Origin of the sequence: Citrobacter freundii complex sp. CFNIH2, assembly GCF_002880615.1 — a bacterium.
Taxonomy (GTDB): Bacteria; Pseudomonadota; Gammaproteobacteria; order Enterobacterales; family Enterobacteriaceae; genus Citrobacter_A; species Citrobacter_A amalonaticus_F.
Genome location: NZ_CP025757.1, coordinates 1,108,171 through 1,120,767, shown reverse-complemented (window position 1 = coordinate 1,120,767; position 12,597 = coordinate 1,108,171). Strand labels below are relative to the sequence as shown.

The following is a 12,597-nucleotide window of genomic DNA, read 5'->3' as shown; positions in this document are numbered from 1 at the left end:
GAATAGTGGCCAAACCGCTTTGTTGATATTTATTCTCATCAACGAGCAATCCGCTGCAATATGAACTGTCGGAAAGTAACAAAAGCATTAATTAACCGCCAATACAATTTACAGATTTGTTAAGCAATTCTCTTTTAGAGAAAAAATAGCGTTCCGGCGGAACGTTCCGAAACAGACAAAATAACAATAATTGCTTATTAATCATGCAATTATTAACAACTCATCAGCCTGAGACTGTTGAGCTCTGCAAAAGGCGTAAAAATGTACAAAAAATTAACAATTGGTTATTTTTTAGCACATTCCTCTGCAAGTTCATTGAATTAACTAATATCATCTCAATTATCCTTCAGCAAGCCCAGGATTGTGATGTGAGCAAAATAACAAAGCAAAGACTCATAGCGGGATTAAAAGCGCAATTAAATCAAGGGGCTTAATACAGGCAGAGGCATCAATGATTCCCGGTGGGCGGGACTGAAAGTAAAAAAGGTGACGAGACGGGAAGATAAAGACAGACGGAGCCGCGAACAGCTCCGTAAGTTATTTCATCTGAAAGCGAATTAGCTTAATAGCCCAGGAAATATGGCCTTAATACCTGTGACAATAAACTCAATGCCCAGCGCCATTAGGAGCAGGCCCATAATTCGGGTAATCACGTTAATGCCCGTCTGGCCCAGAACACGCACCAGCCACGGTGCCATGCGGAAAAGTCCCCAACAGCACAGGGCAAAAATCGCAATCGCCACAAAGAAGCCAAGCAGGTACATCACGCTGTGATAACGCGTTCCCCACACAATGGTTGAACTGATCGCGCCGGGGCCTGCCATCAGCGGCAGCGCCAGAGGAACCACGCCCACGCTTTCCCGGATCGCCGTTTCTGATTTTTCCTGCTTGTTCTGCTTATCCTCACCCAGTTTGCCGCTAATCATCGACATCGCAATGGTGACCACAAGGATCCCGCCGGCGATACGAAACGAATCAATCGAGATACCGAACAGTTGCAGAATGCCGTCGCCGAGGAATAACGAGGTCCACAGAATGATCGCTACGGACAGGTTGGCAGTGAGGTTCGTTTTGTTGCGCGCCGCCGCTGTCTGGTAGCTGGTCATACTGATGAAGACAGGAATAATCCCAACCGGGTTCACTAACGCGAACAACCCGATGAAAAATTTGAAATAAACAGGAAAATCAAACAGCGTTTGGATCACGGTTAGCTCCGAAGCGTTAGCCGTATAAAGTAAGTTAAAATAACCGGGTAAAAACCGTGCTGAAGATACGCCTTTTCACAGCACATTTCACCAGGGCAAACGTAAAATTGCTACCATTCCTGAGTGTTATTAATATGTTTTAATTATGATAATTTAAGACCCATTCACCACTACAATTAAACAACACTTAGCGTTTAGGGCTAAAACGGCCTGCTGAAAGGTGTCAGCTTTGCTAAATCTTGATCCAGATCACGTAATCGCTACTCAGAAGTGAGTAACCTTGCTTACGCCACCTGGAAGTAACGCGTTAGAGTTAGATGACGCTGACGCATAAGCTCTTTTAGTAAATCAGAGCCAACTGAACGTTAAGTAACCAATTGATTTTCTGGCTGTTATACAAACTAACGCCCGCTGTCTATACTCACGTATCGAGCAGATGATTTACTAAAAAAGTTTAACATTATCAGGAGAGCATTATGGCTGTTACTAATGTCGCTGAACTTAACGCACTCGTCGAGCGCGTCAAAAAAGCCCAGCGTGAATATGCCAGTTTCACTCAAGAACAAGTTGATAAAATCTTCCGCGCCGCCGCTCTGGCTGCCGCAGATGCTCGAATTCCTCTCGCGAAGATGGCCGTTGCCGAATCCGGCATGGGTATCGTCGAAGATAAAGTGATTAAAAACCACTTTGCTTCTGAGTACATCTATAACGCTTACAAAGATGAAAAAACCTGCGGCGTGCTGTCTGAAGACGACACCTTCGGGACCATCACCATTGCTGAACCAATCGGTATCATCTGCGGCATCGTACCAACCACTAACCCAACCTCTACGGCAATCTTTAAGTCTCTGATTAGCCTGAAAACCCGTAACGCGATCATCTTCTCTCCGCACCCTCGTGCAAAAGATGCAACCAACAAAGCGGCTGATATTGTGCTGCAGGCTGCTATCGCTGCCGGTGCACCGAAAGACCTGATTGGCTGGATCGATCAACCATCCGTTGAACTGTCTAACGCGCTGATGCACCACCCGGATATCAACCTGATTCTGGCGACCGGTGGTCCGGGCATGGTTAAAGCTGCATACAGCTCCGGTAAACCGGCAATCGGCGTGGGCGCAGGTAACACCCCGGTGGTTATCGATGAAACCGCTGATATCAAACGCGCTGTCGCCTCTGTACTGATGTCCAAAACCTTCGACAACGGTGTTATTTGTGCTTCTGAACAGTCTGTTGTTGTGGTTGATTCCGTTTACGATGCCGTTCGCGAACGTTTCGCCAGCCACGGCGGCTACATGCTGCAGGGTAAAGAGCTGAAAGCCGTTCAGGACGTGATCCTGAAAAATGGCGCGCTGAACGCCGCTATCGTGGGTCAGCCTGCGTACAAAATCGCTGAACTGGCAGGCTTCACGGTGCCAGAAACCACTAAGATTCTGATCGGTGAAGTGAAAGTGGTTGATGAGAGCGAACCGTTCGCTCACGAAAAACTGTCCCCGACGCTGGCGATGTACCGTGCGAAAGATTTTGAAGACGCGGTCATTAAAGCGGAGAAACTGGTGGCGATGGGCGGTATCGGTCATACCTCTTGCCTGTACACCGATCAGGACAACCAGCCGGAGCGCGTGGCTTACTTCGGTCAGATGATGAAAACCGCACGTATCCTGATCAACACCCCGGCATCTCAGGGTGGTATCGGTGACCTGTATAACTTCAAACTCGCACCTTCCCTGACTCTGGGTTGTGGTTCCTGGGGTGGTAACTCCATCTCTGAAAACGTTGGTCCAAAACACCTGATCAACAAGAAAACCGTTGCTAAGCGAGCTGAAAACATGTTGTGGCACAAACTTCCGAAATCTATCTACTTCCGCCGTGGCTCACTGCCAATCGCGCTGGATGAAGTGATTACTGATGGCCACAAACGTGCGCTCATCGTGACTGACCGCTTCCTGTTCAACAACGGTTATGCAGACCAGATCACCTCTGTGCTGAAAGCGGCTGGCGTTGAAACTGAAGTGTTCTTTGAAGTGGAAGCGGACCCGACCCTCTCTGTTGTCCGTAAGGGTGCAGAGCTGGCAAATTCCTTCAAACCTGACGTGATCATCGCGCTAGGTGGCGGTTCCCCGATGGACGCCGCGAAAATCATGTGGGTGATGTACGAACATCCGGAAACTCACTTCGAAGAACTGGCGCTGCGCTTTATGGATATCCGTAAACGTATCTACAAGTTCCCGAAAATGGGTGTCAAAGCGAAAATGGTTGCGGTCACCACCACATCTGGTACCGGTTCTGAAGTGACTCCGTTTGCGGTTGTTACCGACGATGCGACCGGTCAGAAATACCCGCTGGCTGACTATGCCCTGACCCCGGATATGGCGATTGTCGATGCTAACCTGGTCATGGACATGCCGAAGTCCCTGTGTGCCTTCGGTGGTCTGGATGCCGTCACTCACGCCCTGGAAGCTTACGTTTCCGTACTGGCTTCTGAGTTCTCTGACGGTCAGGCACTGCAAGCGCTGAAACTGCTGAAAGAAAACCTGCCGGCGTCTTACAACGAAGGGTCTAAAAACCCGGTCGCCCGTGAACGTGTTCACAGTGCAGCCACTATCGCCGGTATCGCGTTTGCGAACGCCTTCCTCGGCGTGTGTCACTCCATGGCGCACAAACTGGGCTCGCAGTTCCACATTCCGCACGGTCTGGCGAACGCCCTGTTGATCAGCAACGTTATTCGCTACAACGCGAACGACAACCCGACCAAGCAGACTGCTTTCAGCCAGTATGACCGTCCGCAGGCACGCCGTCGTTATGCTGAAATCGCAGACCATCTGGGTCTGAGCGCACCGGGCGACCGTACTGCTGCGAAGATCGAGAAACTGCTGGCATGGCTGGAAAGCCTGAAAGCTGAACTGGGTATTCCGAAGTCAATCCGTGAAGCAGGCGTTCAGGAAGCTGACTTCCTGGCTCACGTAGACAAGCTGTCTGAAGATGCATTCGATGACCAGTGCACCGGCGCTAACCCGCGCTACCCACTGATCTCCGAACTGAAACAGATCCTGCTGGATACCTTCTACGGTCGTGAGTTCTCTGAAGGGACCCCGGCGGCGAAAGACGTTGCCGCTGCACCGAAAGCAGAGAAAAAAGCGAAGAAATCTGCGTAATTCTCGCTAAACAGTTACCACGTAAAAGCGGCCTCTGATGAGGCCGCTTTTTTTGTCTTCGAAATCCGTCTCTGCGGCTCTGTAAACGGTTCAGCGTTTATCAGGATGAGAGGTTAATCGTGGGTATGGCGTTCCTGTATCGCTGTCAGAGAGCCCTCCTCCAGCGCTTCCTTATAATGCTTACGACAGACCGAGACATACCGCTCGTTGCCGCCAATAACCACCTGTTCGCCTTCATTATAAGGTCTGCCAGCCTGATCAAGACGCAACACCATACTTGCTTTACGCCCACAGAAGCAGATCGTTTTTAATTCCACCAGCTTATCTGACCACGCCAACAGGTATTGGCTGCCCACAAACAGCTCACCGCGAAAATCGGTACGTAATCCGTAGCACAACACCGGAATATCCAGTTGATCAACAACTTCCGATAATTCATAAACCTGCTGCCGGGTTAAAAACTGACATTCATCCACCAGCACGCAATGAATAGGTTGTTGCGCATTATCGGCTGCAATCTCTTCATACAACGATGAATTCTGGTTAAACAATTTGGCGGGGGAAGACAACCCGATACGCGAACTCACTTTCCCCGCGCCATAACGATCGTCTATTTCCGCGGTATATACGACAGTACGCATCCCGCGTTCCTGGTAATTGTATGAAGATTGCAGTAAGGCAGTCGACTTACCTGCATTCATTGCTGAATAGTAGAAATATAGCTGTGCCATCGGCCACAGACCCTCACCAAAGTGAAATAAAGACGGGGCGCAGTGTAGCATAATTTCAATCGTTATCGGTGCCTGGTTCTGCTCCTGTTGGCTATATCTTTCGCCTCACCCTCCCGGCGCGAGAAAAATCTGTAGGGCCGAATGTACGGAAAATACGAATTAACAATTGAACAAACAACGCGCGACAGATCCCATTCTTGTCGTAATGTGCGTTTGATATTCATCAACGCTGCTTATCAACGCCGACCTAATGGAAACCCTGAACTTATTGTTACTGTTCTACATAACTGTTGCAAAGTAATAGACTGTGCCCATCAACAAAACTAATACAAAAGGTTGAAATCATTACAATGAACGTCTATTTCATCATGTGAAAATGTGACCTGAATCCGGATGTTCTCGACTGAAAAAAGGAGTAACCGCTCAGCCAATAAGCCCTTTTTTGTGCGTTCCTTCAAGAAAAATTTAAGTTCGGATATTTATAGCAGGCAAAAAATAAAGGGCAATTTTGAATTCCTTACATTCCTGGCTATTGCACATCTGAATTTAACGCTCTATTATTAGCTCAACAAACCACCCCAATATAAGTTTGAGATTACTACAATGAGCGAAGCACTTAAAATTCTGAACAACATCCGTACTCTTCGTGCGCAGGCAAGAGAATGTACCCTTGAGACGCTGGAAGAAATGCTGGAAAAATTAGAAGTTGTTGTTAACGAACGTCGTGAAGAAGAAAGCGCGGCAGCCGCTGAAGTTGAAGAGCGTACTCGTAAACTGCAACAATATCGTGAAATGCTGATTGCTGACGGTATTGATCCGAATGAACTGCTGAATAGCATGGCGGCGGTTAAATCCGGCACCAAAGCTAAACGTGCAGCGCGTCCGGCTAAATATAGCTACGTTGACGAAAACGGTGAAACTAAAACCTGGACTGGTCAGGGTCGTACTCCGGCAGTGATCAAGAAAGCAATGGAAGAGCAAGGTAAACAACTGGACGATTTCCTGATCAAGGAATAATCTGTAACTACCCTGCTTAAAATCCCGCGTTCTGCGGGATTTTTTATGCCTGCAATCTGCCGATTTTTCATAAAGCGTTGGTATAAAAAAACGGCGCTGGATGTCAGCGCCGTCTCAGTTCGTTAATTATAACGTCTGGTTACTTTTTAATACCCATCTCTTCTTCGAGCCAGGCCTTAAATTCGCTACCAAGCGAATTATGTCGAATGCCATATTCCACAAACGCCTGCATATAACCTAATTTATTGCCGCAGTCGTGGCTCTTCCCTTTCATATGATAGGCTTCAACCGTCTCTTTTTCGATCAGCATGTCAATCGCGTCAGTCAACTGAATTTCGTCACCCGCGCCTGGAGGGGTTTTCGCCAGCAGAGGCCAGATATCCGCGCTCAGCACGTAGCGGCCAACAATCGCCAGGTTTGACGGGGCGACATCGGCTTTAGGTTTCTCAACAACGCCCACCATTGGCACGCTTTCACCCGGTGCCAGCGGTACGCCTTTACAGTCAACCACACCGTATGCGGTCACATCCGCGACCGGTTCAACCATAATCTGGCTATTTCCGGTTTCATCGAATCGACGGATCATTTCAGCCAGATTATCCTGGGATAAATCGGACTCAAACTCATCAAGAATAACGTCAGGCAAAATAACCGCGACAGGCTCATTACCGACAACCGGATGGGCGCACAATACCGCATGGCCCAGGCCTTTTGCCAGACCCTGACGAACCTGCATTATCGTGACGTGTGGCGGACAAATAGACTGTACTTCTTCGAGTAACTGGCGCTTAACGCGTTTTTCCAGCATCGCTTCCAGTTCAAAACTGGTATCGAAGTGGTTTTCAATCGAATTTTTCGAGGAGTGCGTCACCAGTACAATTTCAGTGATGCCCGCGGCAATACACTCGTTTACGACATACTGAATTAATGGCTTATCAACCAGCGGCAACATCTCCTTCGGGATCGCTTTCGTCGCCGGTAACATCCTGGTTCCTAATCCCGCTACCGGGATAACGGCTTTTTTGACTTTCGTGTTAATGGCAGCCATTTAAATTCTCCTGGACTGTTCATGTATTGAACGTGTTCATCAATCTGTATCGCATCGAGTATATCAGGACTGACACAAGCCTCAGGTCCGAAAAGGATGCGTGTTCGTATAATTAAGATAAATACGTATAAGACTGGCGCAGATAGTAACACCCGCAGAGAAAGGCAGATACGGCAATTTGCATCCGCCCTCCCGATTGTTCATTCCGCAGACAACATAAGACGCAGCCGACCTCCCGCCCCCCAAATTTGGCACTGCCAGGCGTCACAGCGTTGGCTAATTTGGTTAAGGTAGGTATTACCCAATGTTCCCAGTGGAACGCCGTTACTGATCTGCACATTATGCGATCCGGTATTTAATGTCGCATTGAGTCCGGCAGAAACCAGAATCAGATTTTTAAGCTCACTGTGATAATAACCGACCAATAGTGGAAACTGTCCGGGTAAATTGGCCTGGCGAAGCAGATGGTTGACCTGTTTCAATAATGCCCCCAGTTCCGGCAGACGCTGATTCTGATGCACGAGTTGATCCTGCAACAGGCCATTAAATAACGCCCGTAGGAGTAACGCCGCCAGCACACCGTTGTCGCCGGCCCGGGTAACGTCCAGACAATAAAATGCGAGATCGTTATCCGAAAGCGGTGCGATATCCAGCACCAGTCCAGGTTTATCCGCCGAAACCAGCTGTCGGTAATTGACCCGGCAATGCGAAATAATCTGCTGCACCGGAGGCTGAAGTTCCTGAAGCAATTTGGCGGCGGCGGCAGGATTGTCCACCATCGCATCCCAGTCGCGAAACAGGCGCTCTTCTTCTTCAACACGGGAATTAAACATATTCGGATACAGGCAGGCAAACACGGTTTCCCGCAGTCGGGTCAGGTCTTTCACCGGCTTCAGCAGGACGTCATCTACGCCAAGACGTAAAGCTTTGGCAATATCCGCCATATTTTCTGTCGCCGAGATCACCAGAATCGGCGTCTGGTCACCGCGATTACGCAAATGCTCCACCAGACTGAGACCGTTCATTCTTGGCATCGCAAGATCGCAAATCATGAGATCGGGCGTGAAATCAGCTAAACGCTCCAGTGCTTCTATGCCATCGCCCGCCAGTGCTGTTGTCGCTCCCAATGAGGAAAACCACGAATCCAGAAGCGAGCGGAAAACCGGCTCGTCCTCAACGATTAGAATCTGTTTTCCGACCAATGGCTGCGTCATGTTCTCTCCCCTGACTGGCTTTACTCAATAGTGGCATGCTATTGCCACACACGCCTGTCAGAATATGCTTAAGTGTAGTTAAAAATGGTGCGTCAAACGCCGGCACGCACCAGAGGCAAAAGCTCGTCCATCTTTTTCTCTACCGCTAATCGCCCTGCTTCTATGGCAGAGCTGGCGCGATGAAAATCCAGGGTGGAGATTTGTGGACAGAACGGTTGGATTAAGATATCCGGTGGGTCGCCCGCCATGCGATTACGCTTCAGGCGATTTTCCAGCACCTGAATCGAGGTGGTCATGATTTCCATCGCGGTAGGCGCCGTCACCACGCGGCGCGCGGTAATATTGCCCAGCCGTTCTTTCAGGCGCGCATGCCAGGAAAGTCCGTCATCGCTCCCCTCCGGACCGTCATCGCTGACGTTCAACGACAACAGATCCTGCTGCATCAGATGTGCGTCGTGTTGCAGATCGACGGCAATCACAATATCCGCACCCAGCGCGCGGGTCAGTGAGACAGGAACCGGGTTAACAACGCCGCCATCCACCAGCCAGTAGCCATTGTGGGCAACGGGAGACATCAGGCCGGGAATACTGCAGGAGGCGCGAACGGCAAGATGGAGATCGCCCTCCGTAAACCATAGTTCACGCCCCGTGCTGAGATTGGTCGCCACCGTCGCAAACCGACGGCTGCACTGTTCAATTTCAGCCACGGGCATGACGTTGCGATATTGATTAAAGACGCGCTCGCCGCGCAACAGTCCGCCCCGACGCCAGGAAAGATCCATCAGGCGCAGGACATCCCAATAGCTGAACGAGCAGACCCACTCTTCAAGCGCGGGCAATTTATTACAGGCGTAGGCGGCACCAACCAGCGAACCGATGGAGCACCCAGCGACGATATCAACATCAATGCCCATGTGTTTGAGGGCTTTGATGACACCAATATGGGACCAGCCTCGCGCAGCACCTGAGCCTAGCGCCAGACCTATTTTCATTTTTCTCATTTGACCGACAAACTTCCCCTGGCTTACGGGCGTAGCAACATCTCCAACGCTCAGTTAACATAGTGCTACCCAGGCTTTTTTATACGCCGTTTTTTTATCAGGGAGTTTTTTGTGTCTCAGCTTTGTCCCTGTGGTAGCGCAGTCGAGTATAGCCTATGTTGCCAGCGATATCTGTCTGGCGAGCAAGTCGCACCCGATCCATCGCACCTCATGCGTTCGCGCTACTGCGCTTTTGTGATGAAAGACGCAGATTATTTGATCAGAACCTGGCATTCGGCCTGTCACGCGGCCCGTTTCCGGGATGAGATCAGTGCCGGATTTGCCACAACCGAATGGCTGGGGCTGACCGTTTTCGAACACACCGTGTCTGAAGCGGACAACACCGGCTACGTCAGTTTTGTCGCCCGTTTTCGTGAACACGGAAAATCGGGGGCGATCATTGAACGTTCTCGTTTTTTAAAAGAAAACGGTCAGTGGTACTATATCGATGGTACACGCCCGCAATTTGGACGCAACGACCCCTGCCCTTGTGGCTCAGGTAAAAAATTTAAAAAATGCTGCGGCTAGTCAACTGCCCGACAGTATTCACTCAGCAAACATCATCAACAGGATTACCGCTGCAATGCATTCTTTACAACGAAAAGTGCTTCGTACCATCTGCCCTGACCAGAAGGGGCTTATCGCGCGCATTACGAATATTTGCTACAAGCATGAACTGAATATCGTGCAGAACAATGAGTTTGTAGACCACCGCACCGGTCGTTTTTTCATGCGTACCGAGCTGGAAGGCATTTTTAACGACTCCACGCTGCTGGCCGATCTGGACAGCGCCTTACCGGAAGGCTCTATTCGCGAGTTAAATCCCGCCGGGCGTCGTCGCGTGGTGATTCTGGTCACCAAAGAAGCGCATTGTCTGGGCGATCTGTTAATGAAAGCCAACTATGGCGGTCTGGATGTGGATATCGCCGCCGTGATTGGTAATCACGAAACGCTGCGTTCGCTGGTCGAACGTTTTGAAATTCCTTTCGAACTGGTCAGTCACGAAGGCTTAACCCGCGAAGAGCACGATCAGAAGATGGCGGACGCGATTGACGCGCACCAACCGGATTACGTGGTGCTGGCGAAATATATGCGTGTGCTGACACCGGAATTTGTAGCGCGCTTCCCGAACCAGATTATTAATATTCACCACTCGTTCCTGCCGGCGTTCATCGGCGCCCGCCCTTATCACCAGGCTTATGAGCGCGGGGTGAAGATCATCGGCGCGACGGCGCACTACGTGAATGACAATCTGGACGAAGGTCCGATCATCATGCAGGACGTCATTCATGTGGATCACACCTACACGGCGGAAGACATGATGCGCGCCGGGCGCGACGTCGAAAAGAACGTTCTGAGCCGCGCGTTGTATCAGGTGCTTGCCCAGCGCGTGTTTGTGTACGGCAACCGGACGATTATTCTTTAATCGACTGAGAAATGAATTGGTTACCTTTACGCCTTTGCGGGTAAAAATCAGACAACCAGTTTATTTTTCTCACCGGAATGCTTTACAGGGGCGCATCATTTGATATGATGCGCCCCGCTTCCCGAAATGGAAGCAGGCCAGTAAAACGCATTACCCCGTGGTGGGGTTCCCGAGCGATCATAAGGGAGCTGACTGCAAATCTGCCGTCATCGACTTCAAAGGTTCGACTCGAGCGATAGCGAGAGAACGTTGCCAACGGCAACGGCCCGAAGGGTGAGGAGCTTTAGCTCCGAGTAATCCTTCCCTGTTATCGAATGCACGCAATATTTTTACCCCGTGGTGGGGTTCCCGAGCGGCCAAAGGGAGCAGACTGTAAATCTGCCGTCATCGACTTCGAAGGTTCGAATCCTTCCCCCACCACCATTATTCACTACAGAGATGTAGTTAACTCGATGAGCAATGCAAAAGTTTGCGCTTGTCGGGGAAAGGTAAGAACCTTCGATTAAGGTTCGGCTCGAGCGAAAGCGAGAGAACGTTGCCAACGGCAACGGCCCGAAGGGTGAGGAGCGAAGCGACGAATAATCCTTCCCCCACCACCATTCACGCTGTGAGTTCTGACACAATATTTACCCCTGGTGGGGTTCCCGAGCGGCCAAAGGGAGCAGACTGTAAATCTGCCGTCATCGACTTCGAAGGTTCGAATCCTTCCCCCACCACCATCCTCTTCTGCTGCACCTTAGCCAAATCAATCCACATTGCCCAATATTCTGCCCATGCGGGGAAGGACGAGAAGCTTCGACAAAGGTTCGATTCGAGCGTAGCGAGAACGCGTTGCCGCAGGCAACGACCCAAAGGGCGAGGCGCAACGCGCCGAGTAATCCTTCCCCCACCACCATCCTCTTCTGCTGCACCTTAGCCAAATCAATCCACATTGCCCAATATTCTGCCCATGCGGGGAAGGACGAGAAGCTTCGACAAAGGTTCGATTCGAGCGTAGCGAGAACGCGTTGCCGCAGGCAACGACCCAAAGGGCGAGGCGCAACGCGCCGAGTAATCCTTCCCCCACCACCATCCTCTTCTGCTGCACCTTAGCCAAATCAATCCACATTGCTCTATATTCTGCCCATGCGGGGAAGGATGAGAAGCGTCGATTAAGGTTCGATTCGAGCGTAAGCCTGTTGCCCGGTGGCGCTCCGCTTACCGGGCCTACAAATATCCATGCAGACAGCCCGCGATCGTAGGCCGGGTAAGGCATCGCCGCCACCCGGCAAAACGCTACATCGGTGGCAATCTGCGCTTCACCGGCGAGCTTTTCACGATCGATGTATTACACTGCGCATGCTCGGAAAGTCCATCAAGCAGCGTATCGAGTTGATCGATGGTGCGCACCACCAGCCGGATGATGAAACAATCCTCGCCGGTCACTTTGTCGCTTTCAATACATTCAGGCATCGCCTGAATGTATTTATCCACTTTATGAAGCAACCCCGGTAAAGGCCGAACCCGTACCAGCGCCTGCAAGGTATACCCCAGCGCCGTCAGGTTCACCTGCGCGCCATACCCCTGAATGACGCCGCGCTCCTCCAGGCGTTTCACACGTTCAGCGGTGCTCGGTGAAGTTAACCCTACCCGACCACTCAATACCTTTAACGACATCCGCGCATCTTCTACCAGACACGCCACGATCCGTCGATCGATTTCATCAATAAGGTCATTCATCGATTTTTCCTAAGAATAAAAAGTCATTCACGCATTTCACCTTAT

Annotated in this window: 10 protein-coding genes, 2 tRNA genes and 4 other RNA genes; 10 read left to right on the top strand and 6 right to left on the bottom strand. The window is 50.5% G+C overall.

The annotated features are described in order from the left end of the window. Positions 1 to 557: 557 nt before the first annotated feature. Entirely contained in the window at positions 558 to 1,205 is a 648-nt protein-coding gene (gene ychE / locus WM46_RS05735) for an NAAT family transporter YchE (RefSeq protein WP_042318631.1), read from the bottom strand. Positions 1,206 to 1,681: 476 nt separating this feature from the next. Between ychE and adhE the strand changes: the two genes are divergently transcribed. Next, the gene (gene adhE / locus WM46_RS05730; protein ID WP_102601689.1) at positions 1,682 to 4,357 is read left to right on the top strand and encodes a bifunctional acetaldehyde-CoA/alcohol dehydrogenase; all 2,676 of its coding nucleotides are present in this window, start codon (positions 1,682 to 1,684) and stop codon (positions 4,355 to 4,357) included. 113 nt (positions 4,358 to 4,470) lie between these two features. Here adhE and tdk read toward each other — a convergent pair whose 3' ends face one another. Further along, the gene (gene tdk, locus WM46_RS05725) at positions 4,471 to 5,088 is read right to left on the bottom strand and encodes a thymidine kinase (protein WP_102603785.1); all 618 of its coding nucleotides are present in this window, start codon (positions 5,086 to 5,088) and stop codon (positions 4,471 to 4,473) included. 603 nt (positions 5,089 to 5,691) lie between these two features. On the opposite strand from tdk, the gene hns reads away from it, so the two are divergent. Next, positions 5,692 to 6,105 (top strand): histone-like nucleoid-structuring protein H-NS, encoded by a 414-nt coding sequence (hns, locus tag WM46_RS05720; RefSeq protein ID WP_042318627.1) that lies wholly within the window; start codon positions 5,692 to 5,694, stop codon positions 6,103 to 6,105. 139 nt (positions 6,106 to 6,244) lie between these two features. Here the strand turns inward: hns and galU are convergent, their stop codons facing one another. The 3 genes from galU to rssA all read right to left on the bottom strand — a co-directional run bounded on the left by galU (position 6,245) and on the right by rssA (position 9,368). Next, positions 6,245 to 7,153: a UTP--glucose-1-phosphate uridylyltransferase GalU gene (galU, locus tag WM46_RS05715; protein ID WP_043000503.1), complete on the bottom strand. Its 909-nt coding sequence runs from the start codon at positions 7,151 to 7,153 to the stop codon at positions 6,245 to 6,247. A gap of 200 nt (positions 7,154 to 7,353) precedes the next feature. After that, positions 7,354 to 8,367 carry a two-component system response regulator RssB gene (rssB, locus tag WM46_RS05710; RefSeq protein WP_102601688.1) on the bottom strand — a complete coding sequence of 338 codons (1,014 nt, stop codon included), beginning with the start codon at positions 8,365 to 8,367 and terminating at the stop codon, positions 7,354 to 7,356. A 92-nt stretch (positions 8,368 to 8,459) separates the two neighbouring features. Next, positions 8,460 to 9,368: a patatin-like phospholipase RssA gene (gene rssA, locus WM46_RS05705; RefSeq protein ID WP_061077697.1), complete on the bottom strand. Its 909-nt coding sequence runs from the start codon at positions 9,366 to 9,368 to the stop codon at positions 8,460 to 8,462. A 111-nt stretch (positions 9,369 to 9,479) separates the two neighbouring features. Between rssA and WM46_RS05700 the strand changes: the two genes are divergently transcribed. From WM46_RS05700 to WM46_RS05665, 8 genes are all read left to right on the top strand, one after another. Beyond that, entirely contained in the window at positions 9,480 to 9,935 is a 456-nt protein-coding gene (locus WM46_RS05700; protein WP_102601687.1) for a YchJ family protein, read from the top strand. Between the two features lie 55 nt (positions 9,936 to 9,990). Then, on the top strand, positions 9,991 to 10,833 hold the full coding sequence (purU, locus tag WM46_RS05695) for a formyltetrahydrofolate deformylase (protein ID WP_061077699.1): 843 nt from the start codon (positions 9,991 to 9,993) through the stop codon (positions 10,831 to 10,833). A 171-nt stretch (positions 10,834 to 11,004) separates the two neighbouring features. Then, a non-coding RNA gene (locus WM46_RS05690) (RtT sRNA) lies at positions 11,005 to 11,147 on the top strand. 24 nt (positions 11,148 to 11,171) lie between these two features. Next, positions 11,172 to 11,256: transfer RNA gene (locus WM46_RS05685), tRNA-Tyr, on the top strand. A gap of 45 nt (positions 11,257 to 11,301) precedes the next feature. Then, a non-coding RNA gene (locus tag WM46_RS05680) (RtT sRNA) lies at positions 11,302 to 11,432 on the top strand. Positions 11,433 to 11,467: 35 nt separating this feature from the next. Beyond that, positions 11,468 to 11,552, top strand: a tRNA-Tyr gene (locus tag WM46_RS05675). A 45-nt stretch (positions 11,553 to 11,597) separates the two neighbouring features. Continuing rightward, positions 11,598 to 11,728, top strand: a non-coding RNA gene (locus WM46_RS05670) — RtT sRNA. Positions 11,729 to 11,773: 45 nt separating this feature from the next. Next, positions 11,774 to 11,904, top strand: a non-coding RNA gene (locus WM46_RS05665) — RtT sRNA. Between the two features lie 204 nt (positions 11,905 to 12,108). On the opposite strand, the gene WM46_RS05660 is transcribed toward WM46_RS05665, so the two are convergent. Then, positions 12,109 to 12,552, bottom strand: coding sequence for an Lrp/AsnC family transcriptional regulator (locus tag WM46_RS05660; protein WP_102601686.1), 444 nt, complete (start codon positions 12,550 to 12,552; stop codon positions 12,109 to 12,111). Positions 12,553 to 12,597: the final 45 nt, after the last annotated feature.

Excerpts from the sequence above, each read along its gene's own strand:
- adhE (WP_102601689.1), top strand. The coding sequence starts at position 1,682 with ATGGCTGTTACTAATGTCGCTGAACTTAACGCACTCGTCGAGCGCGTC.
- tdk (WP_102603785.1), bottom strand. The coding sequence starts at position 5,088 with ATGGCACAGCTATATTTCTACTATTCAGCAATGAATGCAGGTAAGTCG.
- hns (WP_042318627.1), top strand. The coding sequence starts at position 5,692 with ATGAGCGAAGCACTTAAAATTCTGAACAACATCCGTACTCTTCGTGCG.
- galU (WP_043000503.1), bottom strand. The coding sequence starts at position 7,153 with ATGGCTGCCATTAACACGAAAGTCAAAAAAGCCGTTATCCCGGTAGCG.
- rssB (WP_102601688.1), bottom strand. The coding sequence starts at position 8,367 with ATGACGCAGCCATTGGTCGGAAAACAGATTCTAATCGTTGAGGACGAG.
- rssA (WP_061077697.1), bottom strand. The coding sequence starts at position 9,368 with ATGAGAAAAATGAAAATAGGTCTGGCGCTAGGCTCAGGTGCTGCGCGA.
- purU (WP_061077699.1), top strand. The coding sequence starts at position 9,991 with ATGCATTCTTTACAACGAAAAGTGCTTCGTACCATCTGCCCTGACCAG.
- WM46_RS05660 (WP_102601686.1), bottom strand. The coding sequence starts at position 12,552 with ATGAATGACCTTATTGATGAAATCGATCGACGGATCGTGGCGTGTCTG.